This is a genomic window from Paracoccus sigandri, assembly GCF_003709565.1.
GTDB lineage: Bacteria > Pseudomonadota > Alphaproteobacteria > Rhodobacterales > Rhodobacteraceae > Paracoccus > Paracoccus siganidrum.
Genome location: NZ_QNRC01000003.1, coordinates 244,553 through 263,209, shown reverse-complemented (window position 1 = coordinate 263,209; position 18,657 = coordinate 244,553). Strand labels below are relative to the sequence as shown.

The following is an 18,657-nucleotide window of genomic DNA, read 5'->3' as shown; positions in this document are numbered from 1 at the left end:
GCGGTGAAAATTCCCTTAAGACAATGACTTGATCGACCCGCCGCGGCAGTCCGGGCGCCTGCCCCGGCCCTTGCCCTTTCCGTTGACGCAAGCCCGACCTCGCCGGTTACGATGATGTCGTGCAAGCGACACGACCGGACAGGAGGGCGGGATGACCCCATCGGATGTTGCCAGCCAGCGGTGCGCGCGATGAGCCGCCACGCTGATATCGTTCTGACCAACGGCAGGATCTGGCGGGGCAAGGGCCTGGGCTTCGCCGAGGCGCTGGCCATCGCCGAGGGCAAGGTCCTGGCGACCGGCCCCTCGGACCGGATCGCCGCGCTGGCCGGGCCCGAGACCGCGATGCTGGACCTGCGGGGGCGGCTGGCGACGCCGGGGCTGAACGACGCGCATATGCACCTGCATCTCTACGGGCTGGCCATGGCCGAGGTCGACCTGCGCCCGCGGGCCGCGCCCACGCTGGACGCGCTGCTGGAGGCGCTGAAGGCGCGGGCCGCGCGCACGCCGAAGGGCGAATGGGTGACCGGGCGCGGCTATGACCATTTCCAGCTGGACACCGGCCGCCATCCCTGGCGCGAGGAGCTGGACCGGGCCTGCCCCGACCATCCGGTCTATATCGTGCGCACCTGCGGCCACCTGGCCGTCGCCAACAGCGCCGCGCTGCACCTGGCCGGCATCACCGAGGACACGCCCTCGCCGGAAGGCGGGCTGATCGAGCGCCAGAACGGCCGGCTGACCGGCCTTCTGGCCGAGACCGGGCGCGAGCCGGTGATCGCCGTGCTGCCGCAGTTGACCGTGGCGTCGCTGGCCGATGCCATCGAGCGCGCCGGGCGGGACCTGCTGTCCTATGGCATCACCTCCTGCATGGAAGCCGCCATCGGCATCCGCGCCGGCTGGCCCGAGATGGAGGCCTATCTGGCCGCGAAGGAACAGGGGCGGCTGCCCCTGCGGGTCTATGGCTGCATCATGGGCGACAAGACGCGCTCGATCCTGGATCGGGCGATGGCGGCGGGGATGGTCACCGGGACCGGCGACCAGATGTTCCGGCACGGCCCGGTCAAGATCTTCACCGATGGCAGCGCGGGCGGGCGGACGGCGGCGATGACCCGGCCCTATCTGGGCGGCGATCCCGAGGACCGGGGCCTGCTGTGCATCCCCGACCAGGCCGAGCTGACCGCGATGGTCGGGGCGGCGCATCGGGCGGGCTTCCAGATGGCCATCCACGCCATCGGCGACGCGGCCATCGACCAGGTGCTGGACGCCTACGAGGCCGCGCTGGCCGAGACGCCCGCCCCGGACCGCCGCCACCGGATCGAGCATTGCGGCTGGCTGCGGCCCGACCAGATGCAGCGCATGATTCGCATGAAGGTCATCCCGGTGCCGCAGCCTTCGTTCCTCTACTGGTTCGGCGATCTCTATTGCACGGTGGCCGAGAAGGATCGCGTCGAGGCCTCGCATCCGATGCGGACCTGGATCGAGGCCGGGCTGAACCCCTCGGCCTCGACCGACTGCCCGGTGACCGAGATCGACCCGATGCCGGTGATCTACAACATGGTCACGCGCAAGACCGCGCAGGGCACCCTGCTTGGGGCGGATCAGCGGATGACCATGGAAGAGGCGCTGCACGCCTATGGCTGGGCCTCGGCCTATGCCGCGCATGAGGAAGGGATCAAGGGCCGGCTGGAGCCCGGCCAGCTTGGCGATGTCGCGGTCTGGGACCGCGACCTGTTCGCCATCGATGCCGAAGAAATCACCGCCACCCGCTGCGACCTGACCATCCTTGGCGGCCGCATCGTCCACGAACGGGCGGGATCATGATCGAGACGATCCTCAACCGGATCGTCGTCTCTGTCCCGGTCCTGTTCGGGGTGCTGTTCCTGGGCTTCGCGCTGGTCCAGCTGGCGCCGGGCGATCCGGCGCGGGTGCAGGCCGGGCCGACCGCGCCGCCCGAGGTGGTCGAGCGGATCCGGCAGGAAATGGGCCTGGACCAGCCGGTCATCGTGCAGTTCGGCAAATACATGGAGCGGCTGGCGCAGGGCGACCTGGGCCGCTCGCTGATCTCGAACAAGACCGTCACCAGCGAGCTTGCGGCGGCGATCGTGCCGACGATCGAGCTGATGTTCGCCAGCCTGATCTGGTCGATCCCGCTTGGCATCGCGATGGGCACGCTGGCGGCGGTCTGGCGGGGATCGCTGCTTGACCGGATCATCATGGCGATCTCGGTCGCGGGGGTGTCGCTGCCGATCTTCTTCATCTGCCTGCTGCTGATCCAGCTTCTGGGCGTCAAGTATCCGGTCTTTCCCTTCATCGGCCGCGGCGGGCCGATCTGGACGGCCGAGGGCCTGCGCCATCTTGTCCTGCCCGCGCTGTCGCTGGGGCTGATCTTCATCGGCCCGGTCTCGCGCATGACCCGATCCTCGGTGCTGGAGGTGCTGCGGCTGGACCATGTCCGCACCGCCCGCGCCAAGGGGCTGACCGAGCCGCAGGTGATCCTGCGCCACGGGCTGCGCAACGCGCTGATTCCGGTGGTGACGCTGGTCGGGCTGCAGATCGGCTATCTTCTGGGCGGCGCGGTGGTGACCGAGACGATCTTCTCCTATCCCGGCATCGGGCGGCTGGCGGTGGGGGCGATCCTGTCCTCGGACTTCCCGCTGGCGCAGGGGACGATCCTGGTGCTGGCGCTGGGGTTCATCCTGGTGAACCTGATCGTGGACATCCTCTATGCCCGGCTTGACCCCAGGGTGCAGAAGAAATGAGCGCGACCGACATCCCGCCGGCCGAGATGCCCCCGCCGGTTCCCGATCCGCAGGCGACCGTCCCGGCGCGCCGCAGGTGGTGGCGGGCGCTGCTGGCCGACCCGACGGCGGCGCTGGCGATGCTGGTGCTGGCGGCGATCGCGCTGGCGGCGGTCCTTGCGCCGCTGATCGCCCCGCACGATCCCAACGCCAATACCCGCACCGTCATGCTGCCCCCCGCCTGGTCGGAACGCGGGACCTGGGAGCATCTTCTGGGCACCGACGGGCAGGGCCGCGATATCCTGTCGCGGGTGCTGCACGGCACCCGGCTGACGCTGCTGATCGGGCTGGTCGCGGTGGGGATCGGCGGCCTGGTCGGATCGGTGCTGGGCCTTCTGTCGGCGATGTATCCGCGGATCGACCCCTGGGTGATGCGCATCAACGACATGCTGCTGTCCTTCCCGGCGATCCTTCTGGGCCTGGCGCTGGTGGCGATCTCGGGGCCCGGCGTCCTGCCGGTCATCGTCGCGCTCGGCATCGCCTCGATCCCCGATTGCGCGCGGATCGCGCGATCCATCGGCATCGGCGTGATGGGACAGGAATATATTGAGGCCGGCCGCGCCGTTGGCCTGTCCGACTGGGCGATCCTCCGGCGCTATCTGCTGCGCAACTCGATCTCGTCGATCATGATCTTTCTCAGCCTGCGCTTCGGCCAGATCATCCTGATCGGCGCGGCGCTGAGCTTTCTGGGCCTGGGCGCGCGGCCCCCGGCATCGGAACTGGGCATGATGGCGGCGCAGGGGCGCGACTTCCTGCTGTTCGCCCCGCATATCGCCGCCATCCCCTCGGTGGTGATCTTCGTGATCGTGCTTTGCGCCAACATCACCGGCGACGCGCTGCGCGACGTGCTGGACCCCCGCCTTCAAAGCTGACCGACAAGAAGAAGAACCGACCAATGACAGGGAAACCCACCATGAAGAAATCGCTGCTTTACGGCGCCGCCCTGGCCATGCTGGCATCATCGGCCCTTGCCCAGGAGATCAACATCGTCCGCGAGGTGGACAGCAACAATTACGACCCGCACAAGTCCACCGCCCGCGCCGCGGCCGAGGTGCTGTTCATGCTGGGCGACACGCTGGTGTCGCTGGAACCGGACATGAGCACCATCACCGACGGGCTGGCCCGCGAATGGGAAATGTCCGAGGACGGGCTGGTCTATACCTTCCACCTGAAGGAGGGGATCAGGTTCTGCGACGGCAAGGAGATGACCGCCGAAGACGTGGTCTATTCGCTGAAGCGCTGGATCGATCCCGAAACCGCCTCTCCGGTCGCCTGGCGGGCGGGCGAGGTCAAGGACATCACCGCCCCCGACCCCCATACGGTGGTCTACGAGCTGGAGGCCCCCTTCTCGGAACTGCTCTACCAGCTGACGCAAAGCTTCGCGACGGTGATCGACCGGCAGCAGGTCGAGGCCCTGGGCGCGGATTTCGGCGTCACCGGCTTCAACGGCACCGGCCCCTTCTGCTGGCAGCAATGGCTGCCGCGCGACCGGCTGACCATGACCCGGCACGAGGATTACGCCTGGGGTCCCGCCTTCTACCAGAACCAGGGACCGGCCCATATAGCCAGCATCGTCTGGCAGATCGTCCCCGAGGAAAACACCCGCACCGTGGCGCTGATGACCGATCAGAGCCAGATCACCCAGTATATCCCGCAGATCGCCTTCGAGCAGATGCGCCAGGCCCCCAATGTCGAGCTGGTCCGCTCGGACGAGGCGTTCTGGACCTATTTCATCGGCTTCAAGATCGACAAGCCCACGGTGTCCGACCCCGCGGTGCGCAAGGCCATCAACCTTGCGGTGGACCAGGAGGCGCTGGCCCGCGACATCATGTTCGGCGAGGTGACGCCCGCCTATGGCTATATCTCGGAGAACGCGCTGGACTGGGATCCCGCGCTGAACGACAGGCTGCTGCGCTATGACCCCGAGGAAGCCGCGCGGCTGCTGGACGAGGCCGGCTGGACCCCCGGCCCGGACGGCATCCGCCAGAAGGATGGCGTGCGGCTGGCGCCGCTGGCCTATATCCAGGGCGGGTCCAGCTGGCAGAAGCTTGCGGAATTCGTGCAGGCCGAGCTGCTGAAGGTCGGCATCGGCATGGAGATCCAGACCTTCGACGCCACGGTGTTCTGGGGCAAGGTCTCGACCCAGGAATTCGACATGTTCGGGATGAGCTATCCCTACATCTCGGCCGGGGACGCGCTGAACCTCTATTTCCTGTCGCAGAACATCCCGACGCCGAACCGGATGAACTGGAACGACCCGGATACCGACACCTGGCTGGCCGAAGGCCGCCACGCGACCGACGACGCCACCCGCGCGGAAGCCTATGCCAGGGTGCTGGACCAGGTGCACGAGGCGGCGGTCTGGCTGCCGCTGTATCACGAGCCGATGACCATCGCGCAGTCGCCGAAGCTGGAGCCGGTGGTGCCGCACAACAACTATGGCGCCGGGCTCTACAAGGGTCTGGACCTGAAGCTGCGCGAATGACCGCCGCGGGCGGGGTGGCGCGCCGCCCTGCCCGTCCCGACCCACAAGCCAAGGACAGGGGAATGCGATGGAAGACCACAGCGGCGTCACCGTGATCCGCAATGCCGACTGGATCGTCGGCTGGGACCCGGCCTCGGGCAGCCACCGCTTCCTGCGCGGCCAGGACGTGGCCTTCGCCGGCGACCGGATCCTGCAGGTCGGTGGGCGCCATGACGGCCCCGCCGCGCGCGAGATCGACGGCACCGGGCGGCTGGTCGCGCCGGGGTTGGTGAACATCCATTCGCATCCCCTGTCCGAACCCCTGAACAAGGGCTTCCTGGACGAGCTGGGCAGCCCCGGCCTCTATCAAAGCTCGCTCTATGAATTCATGGCGCTGTTCGGCCCCGACGACGAGGGCCGCATCGCCTGCACCGAGGTCGCCCTGGCCGAGCTGATGCTGTCGGGCGTCACCACGCTGGTGGACCTGTCGGTGCCCTATGACGGCTGGCTGCGGCTTCTGTCCCGCTCGGGGCTGCGGGCGGTGGCGGCGCCGATGTATCGCTCGGCCCGCTGGTTCACCCGCAACGGCCATGTGACGGAATACGAATGGGATGCGGCGGCGGGCGAGGCCGCGATGGCGGCGGCGCTGGAGGTCGTCGACCGGGCCGAGGCCGATCCCAGCGGCCGCCTGTCGGGGATGATCGCGCCCGCGCAGATCGACACCTGCACGCCCGAGCTGATCCGCGCCAGCCATGCCGAGGCCGCCCGCCGCGGCCGGAAGATGCAGATCCACGCCGCCCAGTCGGTGGTCGAGTTCCACGAGATCACCCGCCGCCACGGCCGCACGCCGGTAGAATGGCTGGACGAGCTGGGCGTCCTGGACGCCACCACCATCATCGGCCACGGCATCTTCCTGAACGATCATCCCTGGCTGCACTGGCCGCAGGCCGACGACCTGGCGCGCCTTGCCGCATCGGGCGCGGCGGTGGCGCATTGCCCGACCGTCTTCCAGCGCCGCGGCATCGCGCTGCGCAGCTTCGGGCGCTATCTGCGCGCGGGCGTGGCCCTGGGGATCGGCACCGACACCTATCCCCACAACATGCTGGAGGAAATGCGCCACGCCCTGATCAATTCGCGGCTGATGAGCGGCGATGTCTTCGACCTGCGCACCTCGGACGTGTTCGACGCCGCCACCATCGGCGGCGCGGCGATCCTGGGGCGCGACGATATCGGGCGGCTGGCGCCCGGCGCCAAGGCGGACCTTCTGGTCGCCGACGTCACCCATCCGGCGATGCGCCCGGTCCGCGACCCGCTGCGGTCGCTGGTCTATGTCGCGGCGGAACGCGCCGTCACCGATGTCTTCATCGACGGCCGCCAGGTGGTGACGGCCGGCCGCGTCGCCGCCTTCGACCTGCCCGACGCGCTGGAGCGGCTGGAGGCCGCACAACGCCGCGCCGAAACCGCCTTCGCGGACCGCGACCATGCGGGCCGGTCGCATCTTGCCGCCTCTCCGCTGAGCTACGGGATCGCCGATGCCTGAGCCCGTCCTGTCGCTTGGCGATCTTCAGGTCCGCTTCCGCTCGAACCGGCATGTGCTGCGGGCCGTGGACGGGGTGGGGTTCGACCTGATGGCGGGGCAGACGCTGGGGCTGGTCGGCGAATCCGGCTGCGGCAAGAGCGTGACCTCGCTGGCGATCATGCGGCTGCTGCCCACGCCCCCGGCCGAGATCGCCGGCGGGCGGATCATCTTCGAGGGCAAGGACCTGCTGCAATTGTCCGAAAGGCGGATGCGGCAGTTGCGCGGCGGCCGCATCGGCATGATCTTCCAGGAACCGATGACCAGCCTGAACCCGGTCTATACCTGCGGCGACCAGATCATCGAGAGCCTGCGCCGCCATTCCGGCCTGTCGGGAAAACCGGCCCGCGACCGCGCCATCGAACTGCTGGACCTGGTCGGCCTGCCCTCGCCCGAAAGGCGGGTGGACGACTATCCGCACCAGCTGTCGGGCGGGCAGCGGCAGCGGGTGATGATCGCGCTGGCGCTGGCCAACGACCCCGCCGTGCTGATCGCGGATGAACCCACCACGGCGCTGGACGTGACCATCCAGTCGCAGATCCTGGACCTGCTGCGCGAATTGCAGGAACGCACCGGCACCGCGATCCTGATGATCACCCACGACCTGGGCGTGGTGGCCGAGACCTGCCAGGCGGTGGCGGTGATGTATGCCGGAACGGTGGTCGAGCGCGGCGAGGTCGGCGCCCTCTTCGCCGATCCGCAGCACCCCTACACGATCGGGCTGATGGCCGCCGTCCCGCGCATGGATACCGATCGCGGGCGGCTGGTTGCCATTCCCGGATCGGTGCCCCCGCCCTGGCAGCCGATTGCGGGCTGCCGCTTCGCTTCTCGCTGCCCGCTGGCCGACGACCGCTGCCGCCGCGACCGCCCGCCCCTCGACGCCATCGCGCCGGGGCACGAGGTCGCCTGCTGGAAGGCCCCCATCGACGGAGACCGGCCATGACGACGCCCCTGCTGACGGTCGAGGGTCTGACCAAGCATTTCCCGGTCCGCCGCGGCATCCTGCGCCGCCAGGTCGGCACGGTGCAGGCGGTCACCGACGTCTCCTTCGCACTGCAACCCGGCGAGACGCTGGCCGTGGTCGGCGAATCCGGCTGCGGCAAGTCCACGCTCGGCCGGGCGATCCTGCGCCTGCACGAACCCAGCGCCGGCCGGGTGCGGCTGCGCGACACCGACATCACCGCGCTTGACCGCCCGCAGCTGCGCGCGGCGCGACGGCACATGCAGATCATCTTCCAGGACCCGTTCGGATCGCTGAACCCGCGCATGACGGTGCGCGAGACGCTGGCCGAGCCGCTGCTGCTGCACGGCCTTGCCACCCCCCGCAGCGTCCGGGCCGAGGTCGACCGGCTGATCGAGCTGTGCGAGCTGTCGCGCTGGCACGCGGAACGCTATCCGCATGAATTTTCCGGCGGGCAGCGGCAGCGGGTCGGCATCGCGCGGGCGCTGGCCACGCGCCCGGCGCTGATCGTCTGCGACGAGCCGGTCTCGGCGCTGGATGTCTCGGTCCAGGCGCAGATCGTGAACCTGCTGCAGGACCTGCAGCGCGAGCTGGGCATCGCCTATGTCTTCATCAGCCACGACCTGGGCGTGGTGCGCCATATCGCCACGCGGGTGGCGGTGATGTATCTGGGCCGCATCGTCGAGGAGGCCGCGACCGAGGCGCTGTTCGCCCGCCCCCGCCATCCCTACACGCGCACGCTGATCGCCTCGGCGCCGCGCCCCGACCCCACTGCCGCGCGGCACAGGGTCCCGGTCCGCGGCGGCACCCCAAGCGCGATGGCCCTGCCCTCGGGCTGCGCCTTCCACCCGCGCTGCCCGCTGGCCATCGACCGCTGCCGGACCGAACGGCCCGAGCTGCGCCGGGTCGGCCAGTCCCGCGCCGCTTGCCATCTGGCCGAGACGGTGGAAGACAACGCTATCTCCGCCGTCAGCGCGGACAGCCCGGCCCTGCTGCGCCGGCTGGCGATTCTGGAACAGGCAAGGGCGGCCGCGACATGAAGGATCAGGAACGGATGAACGGCGCGGAAAGCCTCGTGCGCAGCCTCAGCACCGGGGGTGTCGAGGTCTGCTTCGCCAATCCCGGCACCTCCGAGATGCAGTTCGTCGACGCGCTGGACCGCACCCGGCTGATGCGCTGCGTGCTGGGCCTGTTCGAGGGGGTCGTGTCGGGCGCGGCGGACGGCTATGCGCGGATGGCCGGCAAGCCCGCGATGACGCTGCTGCACCTGGCGCCGGGGCTGGCGAATGCGGGGGCGAACCTGCACAACGCCAAGAAGGCGCGCTCGCCGATGCTGAACATCGTCGGCAACCACGCGCTGCGGCACCTGCGATACGATGCGCCGCTGACCGCCGATGTCCCGGCGACGGCCGCGGTCTTCTCGGACTGGGTGCGCACGGCGCAGGCCGCCGACAGCATCGCGCGCGACGCCATCGAGGGGCTGGCCGTCGCGACCAGCCATCCCGGCCGCATCGCCACGCTGATCGCCCCGGCCGATATCGGCTGGGACGAGGGCGGGGTGATCGCCCGCCCGATCCCGCCGCACGGCCCCCGGCCGCTGGACCCGCAGGTCATCCGCCACGCGGTCGCGGCGCTGGGATCCGGGGCGCTGATCCTGTGCGGCGGGACGGTGCTCGAGGACCCGGCCTCGACCCGGCTGCTGGCCGGCATCGCCAAGCGCACCGGCGCCCAGCTGATGGCCCCCGGCTCGAACCGCCGGATCGAGCGCGGCGCCGGGCGCGCCGTCATCCCGCGCGTCCCCTACCCCATCGACATGGCGATCGAGCGGCTGGCCCCGTTCCGCCGCGCCATCCTGATCGAGGCGCAGCCCCCGGTCGCCTTCTTCGCCTATCCCGAGCGGCCCAGCCTGCTGCTGCCCGAAGCCTGCGAGGTGATCCAGCTGGCCGAGTTCGACCAGGACGGCCGCGCCGCGGTGCGGGCCCTGGCCGATGCCGTGGGCGCAAGGCCCGCGCGCATGACCGACGCGCCGCGCCCCGAAAAACCGCAGGCCGGCCCGCTGGAGGACCTGGCCCTGTCGGCGGCCATCGCCTCGGCCCTGCCCGAGGGCGCGATCATCATCGACGAAAGCCTGACCAGCGCCAACGAGATGGAGCGGCTCTCCTCGGGCGCGCCGCCGCATTCCTGGCTGTCGATCACCGGCGGCGCAATCGGGATCGGCCCGCCGCTGTCGACCGGCGCCGCCGTCGCCTGCCCCGACCGCCCCGTCGTCGTGCTGCAGGCCGACGGATCGGCCATGTACACGATACAGGCGCTGTGGACGCAGGCCCGCGAATCGCTGAACGTCACCACCATCGTCTTCGCCAACAAGAGCTATGACCTGCTGAAGCAGGAACTGTTCAAGGTCGGCGCCAATCCCGGCCCCGACGCGCTGAACATGCTGGACCTGCGCCGCCCGGAACTGGATTTCGTCGCCCTGGCCCGCGGCATGGGGGTGCCCGGCCAGCGGGTCGATTGCGCGGCCGAACTGCATCGCGTGCTGTCCGCCGCCATCCACGAGCCCGGCCCCTTCGTGATCGAGGCCATACTATGAGCGGGTTCGACTTCCTCTCGGGGCGCCGGCCGCCGACCTATGCCAGCCGCGCGATGATCGCCTGTTCGCATCCGCTGGCGACCTCGGCCGGGCTTGCGGTGCTGGCCGAGGGCGGCAATGCCGTCGATGCCGCGATCTGCGCCAGCGCCGTGCAATGCGTCACCGACACGCACATGACCGGCATCGGCGGCGACTGCTTCGCGCTCTACGCCCCGGCCGGGCAGCCGGTGCGGGCGCTGAACGGCTCGGGCCGGGCCCCCGCCGCCGCGACGCCCGAGGCGCTGCAGGCCCGCGGCGTCACCCAGCTGACCCAGGCCAGCCCGCATTCGGTCACCATTCCCGGCGCGATTTCGGCTTGGTGCCTGCTGCATGGCGACTATGGCACCCTGCCGCTGGAGCGGCTGTTCGCCCCGGCGATCCGCTATGCCGAGGAAGGCTTTCCCATCACCGCGCGCGTCGCCCGCGACTGGGCCGTCTTTGGCAGCAGCCTCGCCCCCGATGGCCCCGCCGCGCGGCTGTTCCTGCCCGCGGGCCGCGCCCCCCGCGCCGGCGATGTCCTGCGCCAGCCCCTGCTGGGCGCCCGCCTGCGCGAGATCGCGGCCAGGGGCGCGGCGGGCTTCTACGAGGGCCAGACCGCCGCCCGCATGTGCCGCCATCTGCAATCGCTTGGCGGGCTGCACAGCGAGGAGGATTTCCACGACGGCGCCACCACGGCCCGCTGGGAACAGCCGATCCGGGCCGGCTATCGCGGCCACGAGGTGCTGGAATGCGGCCCGAACGGACAGGGGCTGGCGGCGCTGATGATCCTGCGCATCCTGGAAGGCTTCGACATGGGCCCGCAGGTGGCGCAGGCCGACCGCATCCATCTGCTGGCCGAAGCGACGAAGCTGGCCTATCACCACCGCGACGCGCTGATCGCCGATCCCGACCATTGCCGGGGCGTGACCGAGGAACTGCTGTCCGACCAGGTGATCGCGCGGCTGCGCGCCCGCATCGATCCCGCTCGCGCCGGCACGCCCGCGCTGTGGTCGGAACCCGAGCACAAGGACACGATCTATCTTGGCGTGGTCGATGCGGCGGGCAATGCAATCTCGTTCATCAATTCGATCTTCCACGCCTTCGGCTCGACCCTCCTGGACCCCGAGACCGGGGTGCTGTTCCACAGCCGGGGCTCCTCGTTCCGGCTGGAGCCCGCGCATCCCAACGCGATCGGGCCGGGCAAGCGCCCGCTGCACACGATCATTCCGGGGATGCTGTGCAAGGGCGGGCGGGCGGTCATGCCCTTCGGCGTCATGGGCGGGCATTATCAGGCGGCGGGCCATGCGGCCTTCCTGTCGGCGGTCCTGGACCGCGGGCTGGACATCCAGGCGGCCATGGAGGAGCCGCGCGTCTTCGCCTTCAACGGCGAATTGCAGGTGGAACCGACCCTGCCATCCGATGTCGTGGACGCGCTGGCCGCCCGTGGCCACCGGATCGCGCCCGTCGCAGGGCCGATGGGCGGCGCGCAGGCGATCCGCCTGGATCCGGCGACCGGGGTCCTGACCGGCGCCTCGGACAGCCGCAAGGACGGCATGGCGGCGGGGTTCTAGCGCCGCCGCCCGCGCGATCCGCCGGCCGGTCTGGCTCAGGGCTTCAGGATCAGGAACAGCCCGCTGACGATGGCGAAGGCCAGCACCGCGAAGCGCAGGAACGGGCCGTTGACCCGCGAATGCGCCATCTGCGACAGGGCGCTGCCCAGCAGCACGGCCGGCACCAGGATCAGCGCCGCCAGCAGCTGCTCGGCATGCAGCCGGCCCGCGATCGCCAGGATGACCAGCGAGATCACCTCGCCCACCAGGAAGCAGGCGGCGACGGTCGAGCGCAGGACCGGCCCCGCCGCGTGCTGATAGAGCAGCGCCAGGGGCGGGCCGCCGATGCCGGTCGCGGTCTCGGTCACGCCGGTGAACAGCCCGACCCCCAGCGCCGAGCCCTTGCCCGGCGAGAAGGGCGGCGCGACCAGCGCCGCCAGCGCGGCCAGCACGGTGAACAGCCCGACCGCCAGCTCCAGCTGCTCGATCGTCAGTGCGACCAGAACGCCAAGGCCCAGGAAGGTGCCGAAGAACCGGCCGATGGTGATCCAGCCCGCGCCGCGGCGGTCGATCCAGTGGCGCTCGCGCCAGGCGACGTGGAAGTTCAGCGGCAGCATCAGCAGCAGCAGCGTGACCGGCAGGTAGCTGGCATCGATCAGCCCCAGGACCGGCGCGACGATCAGCGCGAAGCCGATGCCGACCGCGCCCTGGACGAAGGCCGCCGCGCCGACCACCGCCGACAGCAGAAGGAAGGTGACGACGGTCACGATGCGCCCATCATCGCGCGATGGCGGTCGGCGACCGGGTGGATGCGCTGGATCGGCGCGCTGGCGATGGCCTCGGCCGTCACCTCGCGGATCTCGGCCAGCAGCGCCCTTGCGTCCCAGTCGACCGGCCAGCCCTGCCACAGCCGCAGCCGGCCATTGGTGAACACCGCGTCGATCTGGTCGCGGTTGCCGTAGCGCACCAATTCCCATGTCAGGTCGTGCGAGGGGGTGAATTCCGGCAGGTCCAGATCGACCAGCAGGAAATCGGCGGCAAGGCCGGGCGCGATCCGCCCCGTCACCCCACCCAGCCCGCTGGCATCCGCCGCCATCCGCGTGGCCGCCTCCAGCCACAGCCAGCCGCCGCCGCAGGAACTGTCGCCCGAGGCCAGACCATAGCCGGCCCGCTGCAGCGCCTCGGCCGCGTCCATCAGCCGGAAACCGTCGGCGCGGGTGCCATCGGTGCCCAGCCCGAAGCGCACCCCCGAGGCCTGCATCTGCAAGGCCGGCGCGATGGCATTGCCCTTCCAGACCGAGGCGACCGGGTTATAGGCGACGGCGGTGCCGGTATCGCGCAGGATGTTCAGCTCGGACGGCGTCACCAGCGTCGCATGGGCGATCAGCACATGCGGCCCCAGCGCGCCGATATGGGCCAGGTGCTCCAGCGGGCGGCGGCCATTGGCGACCAGCGAGCGTTCGACCGCCACCAGATGCTCGTTCACATGGGTCTGGAAGATCGCCCCCGCCTCGCCCGCCATGGCCGAGATCCGGCGCAGCATCGCGTCGCTGCCGACCTCGGGGATCGAGACCGCCAGCGACGGGTGGATCAGCGGATCGCCGTCATGGGCGGCAAGGTGGCCTTCGGCGATGGCCACGATCTGGTCCGGGTCGGGCAGCAGCGCCGCCCCGCCCAGGTCGTTGCAGATCTGCGCGACCACCAGCCGCAGCCCGCTTTCGCGCGCCGCATCCACCAGCCGGCCGATATGCCCGGCCGAACGCGTCCCGGCATCGACCGCCGTGGTGAACCCGCCGCGCAGGCATTCCAGCGCCGCCAGCCGCGAGGACAGATGCACCATATGCTCGTCCAGGCTGCCCTCCAGCGGCACCCAGATGCGGCGGAAGATCTCGGACGGCTCGCCAAAGACCAGCGACTTGCCAAGCGACTGCGTCAGATGGGTGTGGCTGTCGATGAAGCCGGGCATCAGCAGGTGCTGCGGCAGCTCGATCCGGCGCAGGTCCGGGTGGCGGGCGGCCAGTTCGCCCGCCGGCCCCACTTCGGCAAAGCGCCCGTCGCGCAGCAGCACCGCCATGCCGGGCCGGGTGCCCTCGTCCAGCAGCATCTGTCCGGGCAGGATCAGAAGGTCCTGCGTGTCGTCGAATACCTGCGGCTTGTCGGTCATCAGGCCTTCCCTTCATTGGTTTCGGCGGCGTGGTGGTTCTGCGCGCCGAAGTGGAACATCGCATTGACCACGGCGGCGGTGATCGTGCCCATGGCCAGCCCGTTGCCCAGGATCATCTGCGACCATTGCGGGAACTGGCTGTAGATGCCCGGCACCAGGATCGGCAGCATCCCCATCGCCAGCCCCGAGGCCAGGGTGAACATCGCGCCATGTTCGCGCAGGTCGGCGCGGCGCAGCAGGTCGATGCCGATCACCCCGATGATCGAGAAGACGATCACCGCCGTGCCGCCCACGACCGGCCCCGGCAGCGCCGTCGCCAGCCGCGACACCGGCGCCAGCAGCGCGATCACCACCAGGATCACCCCGGCCATCGCCGTGACATAGCGCGACTTGACGTTGGTCGCGCGGACGATGCCGACATTCTCGCCCGAGGTGATGATCAGCGAGGTGCCGAACACGCCGCCGACCAGCGAGGCCGCGGCATCGCCGCGGATGGTGCGCGGCACGATGGCCAGCGGATCGCCCTTGCGGCCGGCGATCTCGGCGGTGGCGATGGTCTGGCCGGTGGCCTCGGCCATCGAGATCACCGAGAAGACGATCAGCGGCAGCGAGGCGATGATGTCGAATTTCGGCATCCCGAAGGGAAACAGCTGCGGCATCGTCAGGACCGAGCCCTGCAGCACCCCCGACATGTCGATCCGGCCCAGGGCCGCCGCCAGCAGCGTGCCGCCGATCAGCCCCAGCATGACCGAGATGCGCTGCAGCGTGCCGGTGAAGATCCGCGCGAACAGCACGGTCAGCGCGATGGTGGCCAGCGCCAGCCCGACATTCACCGGATCGGCGAAATTCTCGCTGCCCGGCTTGCCGGTGATCGTGCCGCCATAGATGCGCACCAGGTTGACCGCCACCAGCAGCAGCATCGTCCCCACCACGATCGGCGGAAAGAACCGCAGCAGCCGCTGGAAGACCGGCAGCGCCAGCAGGTAAAAGACCGAGGTCAGCAGCACCGCGCCCACCGCCGTCTGCAGGTCGGTCTGCACCGCGATGGCCAGGAAGATCGCGATGGGCGCACCGCCCGGCACCATGATGAAGGGCAGCTTCGCGCCGAAGCCGCCCGGCCCGAAGCTTTGCAGGATCGAGCCGAGCCCGCAGATCAGGAAGGTCGCGCTGATCAGCGAAACGGTCAGCGCCGTGTCGAAATTCAGCGTCTGCGCCACCAGGAACACGGCGGTGATCGGCGATGCCGCCATCACCAGCACATGCTGGAACCCGAAGAGAAGCAGGCTGCGCGGCGGCAGCCGCTCGTCAGCCGGATCGCCTGGACTTGCGAGTCGAGTTGTCGTCGTCATTCGTTCATTCCCCGTTGAGCTTGCCACGTTCGGGCCATGCGGCCGCTGCGTGATCGTTCCGATTGGCGTGTCGTCCGGTTAGCAAAACGTTTTGCTAAAGTCCTGCATATCACTTCCGGCGATTCTCGCAAAACGTTTTGTGATCCTCTTGCGATTTTCCCCCCGAATGTGTTTCCATCCGGGCCATGACGCTCGTATCGCGGGCAAGGGAAATGGCTTGAGCAAACCCACGATCATCGACCTGGCCAAGGCCGCCGGCGTCTCGCCGACGACGATCTCGCATGCCTTCAGCGGCCGCCGCCCGGTGGATACCGAGACCAAGGAGCGGATCCTGAAGCTGGCGCGCGAGATCGGCTATCATCCCAGCAGCATGGCCCGCGGCCTGCGCAGCGGGCGGACCGGCACCATCGCCATCGCCTCGTCCATGCCCTTCTCGGTCGCCGCCGGCCCCTCGCGGCTGGGCTTTCTGATGGAGATCGCGGCCTCGGCGGCGATGTCGGCGCTGACCCGCAATATCGCGCTGTGCCTGATCCCGCCGCTGGCGCCGGAATCGAACCTCGCCTCGCTCGGCTTCGACGGCGTCATCCTGGTCGAGCCGACCTCGAAGGACCCGCTGATCGCGCATTTCGAGGCACGGCACACGCCCATCGTCTCGATCGGCAAGGTCGCCGGGCGCACGGATATTCCCGCGGTCGACCTGCGCTCGCACGAGACGGCCCGGATGATGCTGGACCACCTGCGCGACATGGGCAGCCGGCAGGTCGCGCTGATCGTCGGCGCGGCCGACCGGACCTCGCAGCTGGAGACCGAGGCCGCCTATGTCGCCTTCTGCGACGAAGGCGGCATGTCCCCGCGGATCGTCCGGCTGGACGAGGACGGCGGCGAACAGGCCGCGCAGGACGCGACGCGGGACCTGCTGGCGGCGTCTCCGCATCTGGACGGGCTCTTGGTGCCGGTCGACGCCTTCGCCAGCGGCGCGCTGGCCGCCGCCCATGCGGCGGGCCGCAGGGTGCCGCAGGACCTGCGCCTGGCGACCCGATATGACGGGCTGCGCGCCAAGCTGGCCAGGCCCGGCCTGACGGCGGTCGACCTGGGCCTGGCCGAGGTCGCCAGCCTGGCGGTGGAACTGCTGCTGGCGCGGCTGGACGGCACGCCCGCCAATGTCATGGCGCCACGGCCCCGGCTGGTCGTCCGCCGATCCTCGGACCCGACGGCACCGGCCGGCTGACCGCAAGGCTACCCGCCGGCATTGCTCCCATCGCGTCGCTCACCTGCGCCTGGCCGAGGCGTCGGCACCGCGTTGCAGGAAGCCGAACGGGCCCGCCCGTTCCCGGTAGAGCGCGGGGATGGCCAGCGAGGCGATCGCCAGAAGCGCGATCGCCGTCTTGGTCCATTCGTTGAAGGGGCCATAGTGATGCTCGACGCCCTTCAGCAGATAGATGACGATCACGTGCCAGGCATAGACCTGAAGCGAATGCCGGCCGATCAGGCGCAGGAAGGACAGGCTGAAGATCCAGCGCAACCCCTGGCCCAGGGCCCGCACGATCCGGTGCCGCGCCTCGGCGCCGGCGATCACCGTCCAGGCGACCAGATAGCCCGTGGCCATGAAGTTCACCAGGTAGATGAAGCTGAACTCGACCCGGCTGTCGAGGCTTCTGATCTGTTCGGCCATGTCCTCGGGCATCAGCTTGAAGGTGAAGCCCAGCCGGATGCCCATGAAGCACAAGACCAGGACCAGCGCCGCCCATGCCAGGACCGCCGCGCCTTGCCGCGCGAAGGCCTTCTTCCAGTCGATCTGCCCGGTCACGGTCAACGCGCCCAGCACCAGGCCGGTCATGAAGACGATCTGCCAGCCCAGCACGTTGAAGGCGGTGCGCAGCATCCGGCCTTCGTGGACCTGGTCCAGCAGCGCGCGGATCCCGCCGGCCAGCGGATAGTGCAGCCCAAGCTGGACCGTCACCCACAGCACGGCCGAGAAGGCGACCACCCACCTCCAGCGCCCGGTCACGCACAGCCAGACCAGCGGCGGCGCCACCAGCATGTAGATGATGTATTGCGGCAGGATATCCATGTAGGTGGGCTGGTAGACCAGCAGCAGCGAGGCCACCGCATAGAAGGGATCATGGCTTGCAAGCTGCCACAGCCAGGGTTCCCAATAGGTGGCGGATTCCGTCAGCACCAGGCCCAGGGCCATGATGACCAGCAGCGATCCGGCGGCATAGCGGTAGATGTCCATCGCCCGCTTGCGGATCTGCCGGGCGCCCACCGCATAGCCCTCTTTCAGCATGCGCCGCGCATAGACCATGCCCACCAGCATCCCCGACAGGAACACGAAGCCCTGCGCGTCCTGCACATAGCCCAGCTCGCCATGGTTGAACTTGACCAGCAGATAGCCGCCGGTGAATGTCAGGTGGTTCAGCATCATGAAGACGAGGAAATATCCTCGCATGCCATCCAGTATCTCCAGCCGCTGCATCGGGTCCCTTCGGCTCTGTGGTTTCGCTCTGTGGTTTCGCGGTCACGAGGGGCAACGCGCGGGCCTGCCGCCGGCTTCATCACAATCCGTTCAGGTCCCCTGCGCGGCGGTCGTGGCGCGGTTCTTCGCCTGCCGCGATGGGCAGTTCCACGGCAGGTCCCGCGCGCGGGCGGACCGGCCCGGTCTCAGCCGCAGCCGTCGCGCCGCCATTCATGGCGGGCCAGGTCGCGGCAGAAGCCCGCCGCCGTCATCGCGTCATGGATGGTGAACAGGGGCGCGATCACGGTCCCCGGCCCGCCCCCGCAGGACAGCGAGGCCAGGAAGGACTCGCCCCGCAGGATCGTCACGCCGGCCTCCGGCAGGGGATCCTCCTGCAGCCGGTCGACGCTGTGCCATGCCTCGTAGACATGGCCACCGCTGCGAAAGGCAACGCCCTCCCAGATCGCCCTGCCGACGCCGCTCCAGGGGATGGCGGTGCCGGCCGCGAATTCCTCGCGCAGGGTCAGTTCCGGCCGGCCCCTGGGGCCGAAGGCATAGGTGAAGGCGCCTTCGCCGGGCGAATTCCCCCGCTCGATGCAGACCTCCAGATGCCGGCCATCGCCGATGTCGCAGGAAATCAGCGTCTCGTCCCGGCAATCGGCCAGGGCAGCGCCTGACAGGGCCAGCAGCGCAAGGGCCGGAAGGCAGGGGAAGGAATGCATGGCGGTTTTCCCG

15 protein-coding genes are annotated in these 18,657 nt (G+C 69.8%); 10 read left to right on the top strand and 5 right to left on the bottom strand.

All coding sequences use genetic code 11. From position 1 onward, the window contains the following. Window positions 1–189 precede the first annotated feature (189 nt). The 9 genes from C9E82_RS04090 (at window position 190) to C9E82_RS04050 (ending at window position 11,975) form a co-directional block, all read left to right on the top strand. Window positions 190–1,818 carry an amidohydrolase gene (locus C9E82_RS04090; protein ID WP_119897507.1) on the top strand — a complete coding sequence of 543 codons (1,629 nt, stop codon included), beginning with the start codon at window positions 190–192 and terminating at the stop codon, window positions 1,816–1,818. Then, complete coding sequence (locus C9E82_RS04085; protein ID WP_119897506.1) at window positions 1,815–2,756, top strand: ABC transporter permease; 942 nt, start codon at window positions 1,815–1,817, stop codon at window positions 2,754–2,756. Before C9E82_RS04090 ends, C9E82_RS04085 begins: the two co-directional genes overlap by 4 nt. Next, window positions 2,753–3,667, top strand: coding sequence for an ABC transporter permease (locus C9E82_RS04080; protein ID WP_119897505.1), 915 nt, complete (start codon window positions 2,753–2,755; stop codon window positions 3,665–3,667). The genes C9E82_RS04085 and C9E82_RS04080 overlap by 4 nt, the downstream gene beginning before the upstream one ends. Before the next feature lie 41 nt (window positions 3,668–3,708). Then, window positions 3,709–5,280, top strand: coding sequence for an ABC transporter substrate-binding protein (locus C9E82_RS04075; protein WP_119897504.1), 1,572 nt, complete (start codon window positions 3,709–3,711; stop codon window positions 5,278–5,280). Between the two features lie 67 nt (window positions 5,281–5,347). Then, entirely contained in the window at window positions 5,348–6,799 is a 1,452-nt protein-coding gene (locus C9E82_RS04070; protein WP_119897503.1) for an amidohydrolase family protein, read from the top strand. After that, on the top strand, window positions 6,792–7,778 hold the full coding sequence (locus C9E82_RS04065) for an ABC transporter ATP-binding protein (protein ID WP_119897502.1): 987 nt from the start codon (window positions 6,792–6,794) through the stop codon (window positions 7,776–7,778). The genes C9E82_RS04070 and C9E82_RS04065 overlap by 8 nt, the downstream gene beginning before the upstream one ends. Next, window positions 7,775–8,836, top strand: coding sequence for an ABC transporter ATP-binding protein (locus tag C9E82_RS04060; protein WP_119897501.1), 1,062 nt, complete (start codon window positions 7,775–7,777; stop codon window positions 8,834–8,836). Before C9E82_RS04065 ends, C9E82_RS04060 begins: the two co-directional genes overlap by 4 nt. Further along, window positions 8,833–10,386, top strand: a complete 1,554-nt coding sequence (locus C9E82_RS04055) for an acetolactate synthase large subunit (RefSeq protein WP_240643484.1) — start codon at window positions 8,833–8,835, stop codon at window positions 10,384–10,386. Before C9E82_RS04060 ends, C9E82_RS04055 begins: the two co-directional genes overlap by 4 nt. After that, entirely contained in the window at window positions 10,383–11,975 is a 1,593-nt protein-coding gene (locus tag C9E82_RS04050; protein ID WP_205962152.1) for a gamma-glutamyltransferase family protein, read from the top strand. The genes C9E82_RS04055 and C9E82_RS04050 overlap by 4 nt, the downstream gene beginning before the upstream one ends. 35 nt (window positions 11,976–12,010) lie before the next feature. Here C9E82_RS04050 and C9E82_RS04045 read toward each other — a convergent pair whose 3' ends face one another. The 3 genes from C9E82_RS04045 to C9E82_RS04035 are packed head-to-tail and all read right to left on the bottom strand — an operon-like array spanning window position 12,011 to window position 15,467. Beyond that, window positions 12,011–12,721, bottom strand: coding sequence for a sulfite exporter TauE/SafE family protein (locus C9E82_RS04045; RefSeq protein ID WP_119897500.1), 711 nt, complete (start codon window positions 12,719–12,721; stop codon window positions 12,011–12,013). Continuing rightward, window positions 12,718–14,118 (bottom strand): amidohydrolase, encoded by a 1,401-nt coding sequence (locus C9E82_RS04040; RefSeq protein ID WP_119897499.1) that lies wholly within the window; start codon window positions 14,116–14,118, stop codon window positions 12,718–12,720. The genes C9E82_RS04045 and C9E82_RS04040 overlap by 4 nt, the downstream gene beginning before the upstream one ends. After that, a complete protein-coding gene (locus C9E82_RS04035; RefSeq protein ID WP_119897498.1) occupies window positions 14,118–15,467 on the bottom strand; it encodes a uracil-xanthine permease family protein in 1,350 nt (449 codons plus the stop codon). The genes C9E82_RS04040 and C9E82_RS04035 overlap by 1 nt, the downstream gene beginning before the upstream one ends. A 217-nt stretch (window positions 15,468–15,684) precedes the next feature. Between C9E82_RS04035 and C9E82_RS04030 the strand changes: the two genes are divergently transcribed. Beyond that, entirely contained in the window at window positions 15,685–16,695 is a 1,011-nt protein-coding gene (locus tag C9E82_RS04030) for a substrate-binding domain-containing protein (protein ID WP_119897497.1), read from the top strand. Between the two features lie 39 nt (window positions 16,696–16,734). On the opposite strand, the gene C9E82_RS04025 is transcribed toward C9E82_RS04030, so the two are convergent. Further along, window positions 16,735–17,916: an OpgC domain-containing protein gene (locus tag C9E82_RS04025; protein ID WP_205962150.1), complete on the bottom strand. Its 1,182-nt coding sequence runs from the start codon at window positions 17,914–17,916 to the stop codon at window positions 16,735–16,737. Window positions 17,917–18,128: 212 nt separating this feature from the next. Continuing rightward, complete coding sequence (locus tag C9E82_RS04020; protein ID WP_119897495.1) at window positions 18,129–18,644, bottom strand: hypothetical protein; 516 nt, start codon at window positions 18,642–18,644, stop codon at window positions 18,129–18,131. Window positions 18,645–18,657: the final 13 nt, after the last annotated feature.

Coding starts and splice junctions, on each gene's coding strand:
- C9E82_RS04090 (WP_119897507.1), top strand. CDS start 190: ATGAGCCGCCACGCTGATATCGTTCTGACCAACGGCAGGATCTGGCGG.
- C9E82_RS04085 (WP_119897506.1), top strand. CDS start 1,815: ATGATCGAGACGATCCTCAACCGGATCGTCGTCTCTGTCCCGGTCCTG.
- C9E82_RS04080 (WP_119897505.1), top strand. CDS start 2,753: ATGAGCGCGACCGACATCCCGCCGGCCGAGATGCCCCCGCCGGTTCCC.
- C9E82_RS04075 (WP_119897504.1), top strand. CDS start 3,709: ATGAAGAAATCGCTGCTTTACGGCGCCGCCCTGGCCATGCTGGCATCA.
- C9E82_RS04070 (WP_119897503.1), top strand. CDS start 5,348: ATGGAAGACCACAGCGGCGTCACCGTGATCCGCAATGCCGACTGGATC.
- C9E82_RS04065 (WP_119897502.1), top strand. CDS start 6,792: ATGCCTGAGCCCGTCCTGTCGCTTGGCGATCTTCAGGTCCGCTTCCGC.
- C9E82_RS04060 (WP_119897501.1), top strand. CDS start 7,775: ATGACGACGCCCCTGCTGACGGTCGAGGGTCTGACCAAGCATTTCCCG.
- C9E82_RS04055 (WP_240643484.1), top strand. CDS start 8,833: ATGAAGGATCAGGAACGGATGAACGGCGCGGAAAGCCTCGTGCGCAGC.
- C9E82_RS04050 (WP_205962152.1), top strand. CDS start 10,383: ATGAGCGGGTTCGACTTCCTCTCGGGGCGCCGGCCGCCGACCTATGCC.
- C9E82_RS04040 (WP_119897499.1), bottom strand. CDS start 14,118: ATGACCGACAAGCCGCAGGTATTCGACGACACGCAGGACCTTCTGATC.
- C9E82_RS04035 (WP_119897498.1), bottom strand. CDS start 15,467: ATGACGACGACAACTCGACTCGCAAGTCCAGGCGATCCGGCTGACGAG.
- C9E82_RS04025 (WP_205962150.1), bottom strand. CDS start 17,916: ATGCGAGGATATTTCCTCGTCTTCATGATGCTGAACCACCTGACATTC.
- C9E82_RS04020 (WP_119897495.1), bottom strand. CDS start 18,644: ATGCATTCCTTCCCCTGCCTTCCGGCCCTTGCGCTGCTGGCCCTGTCA.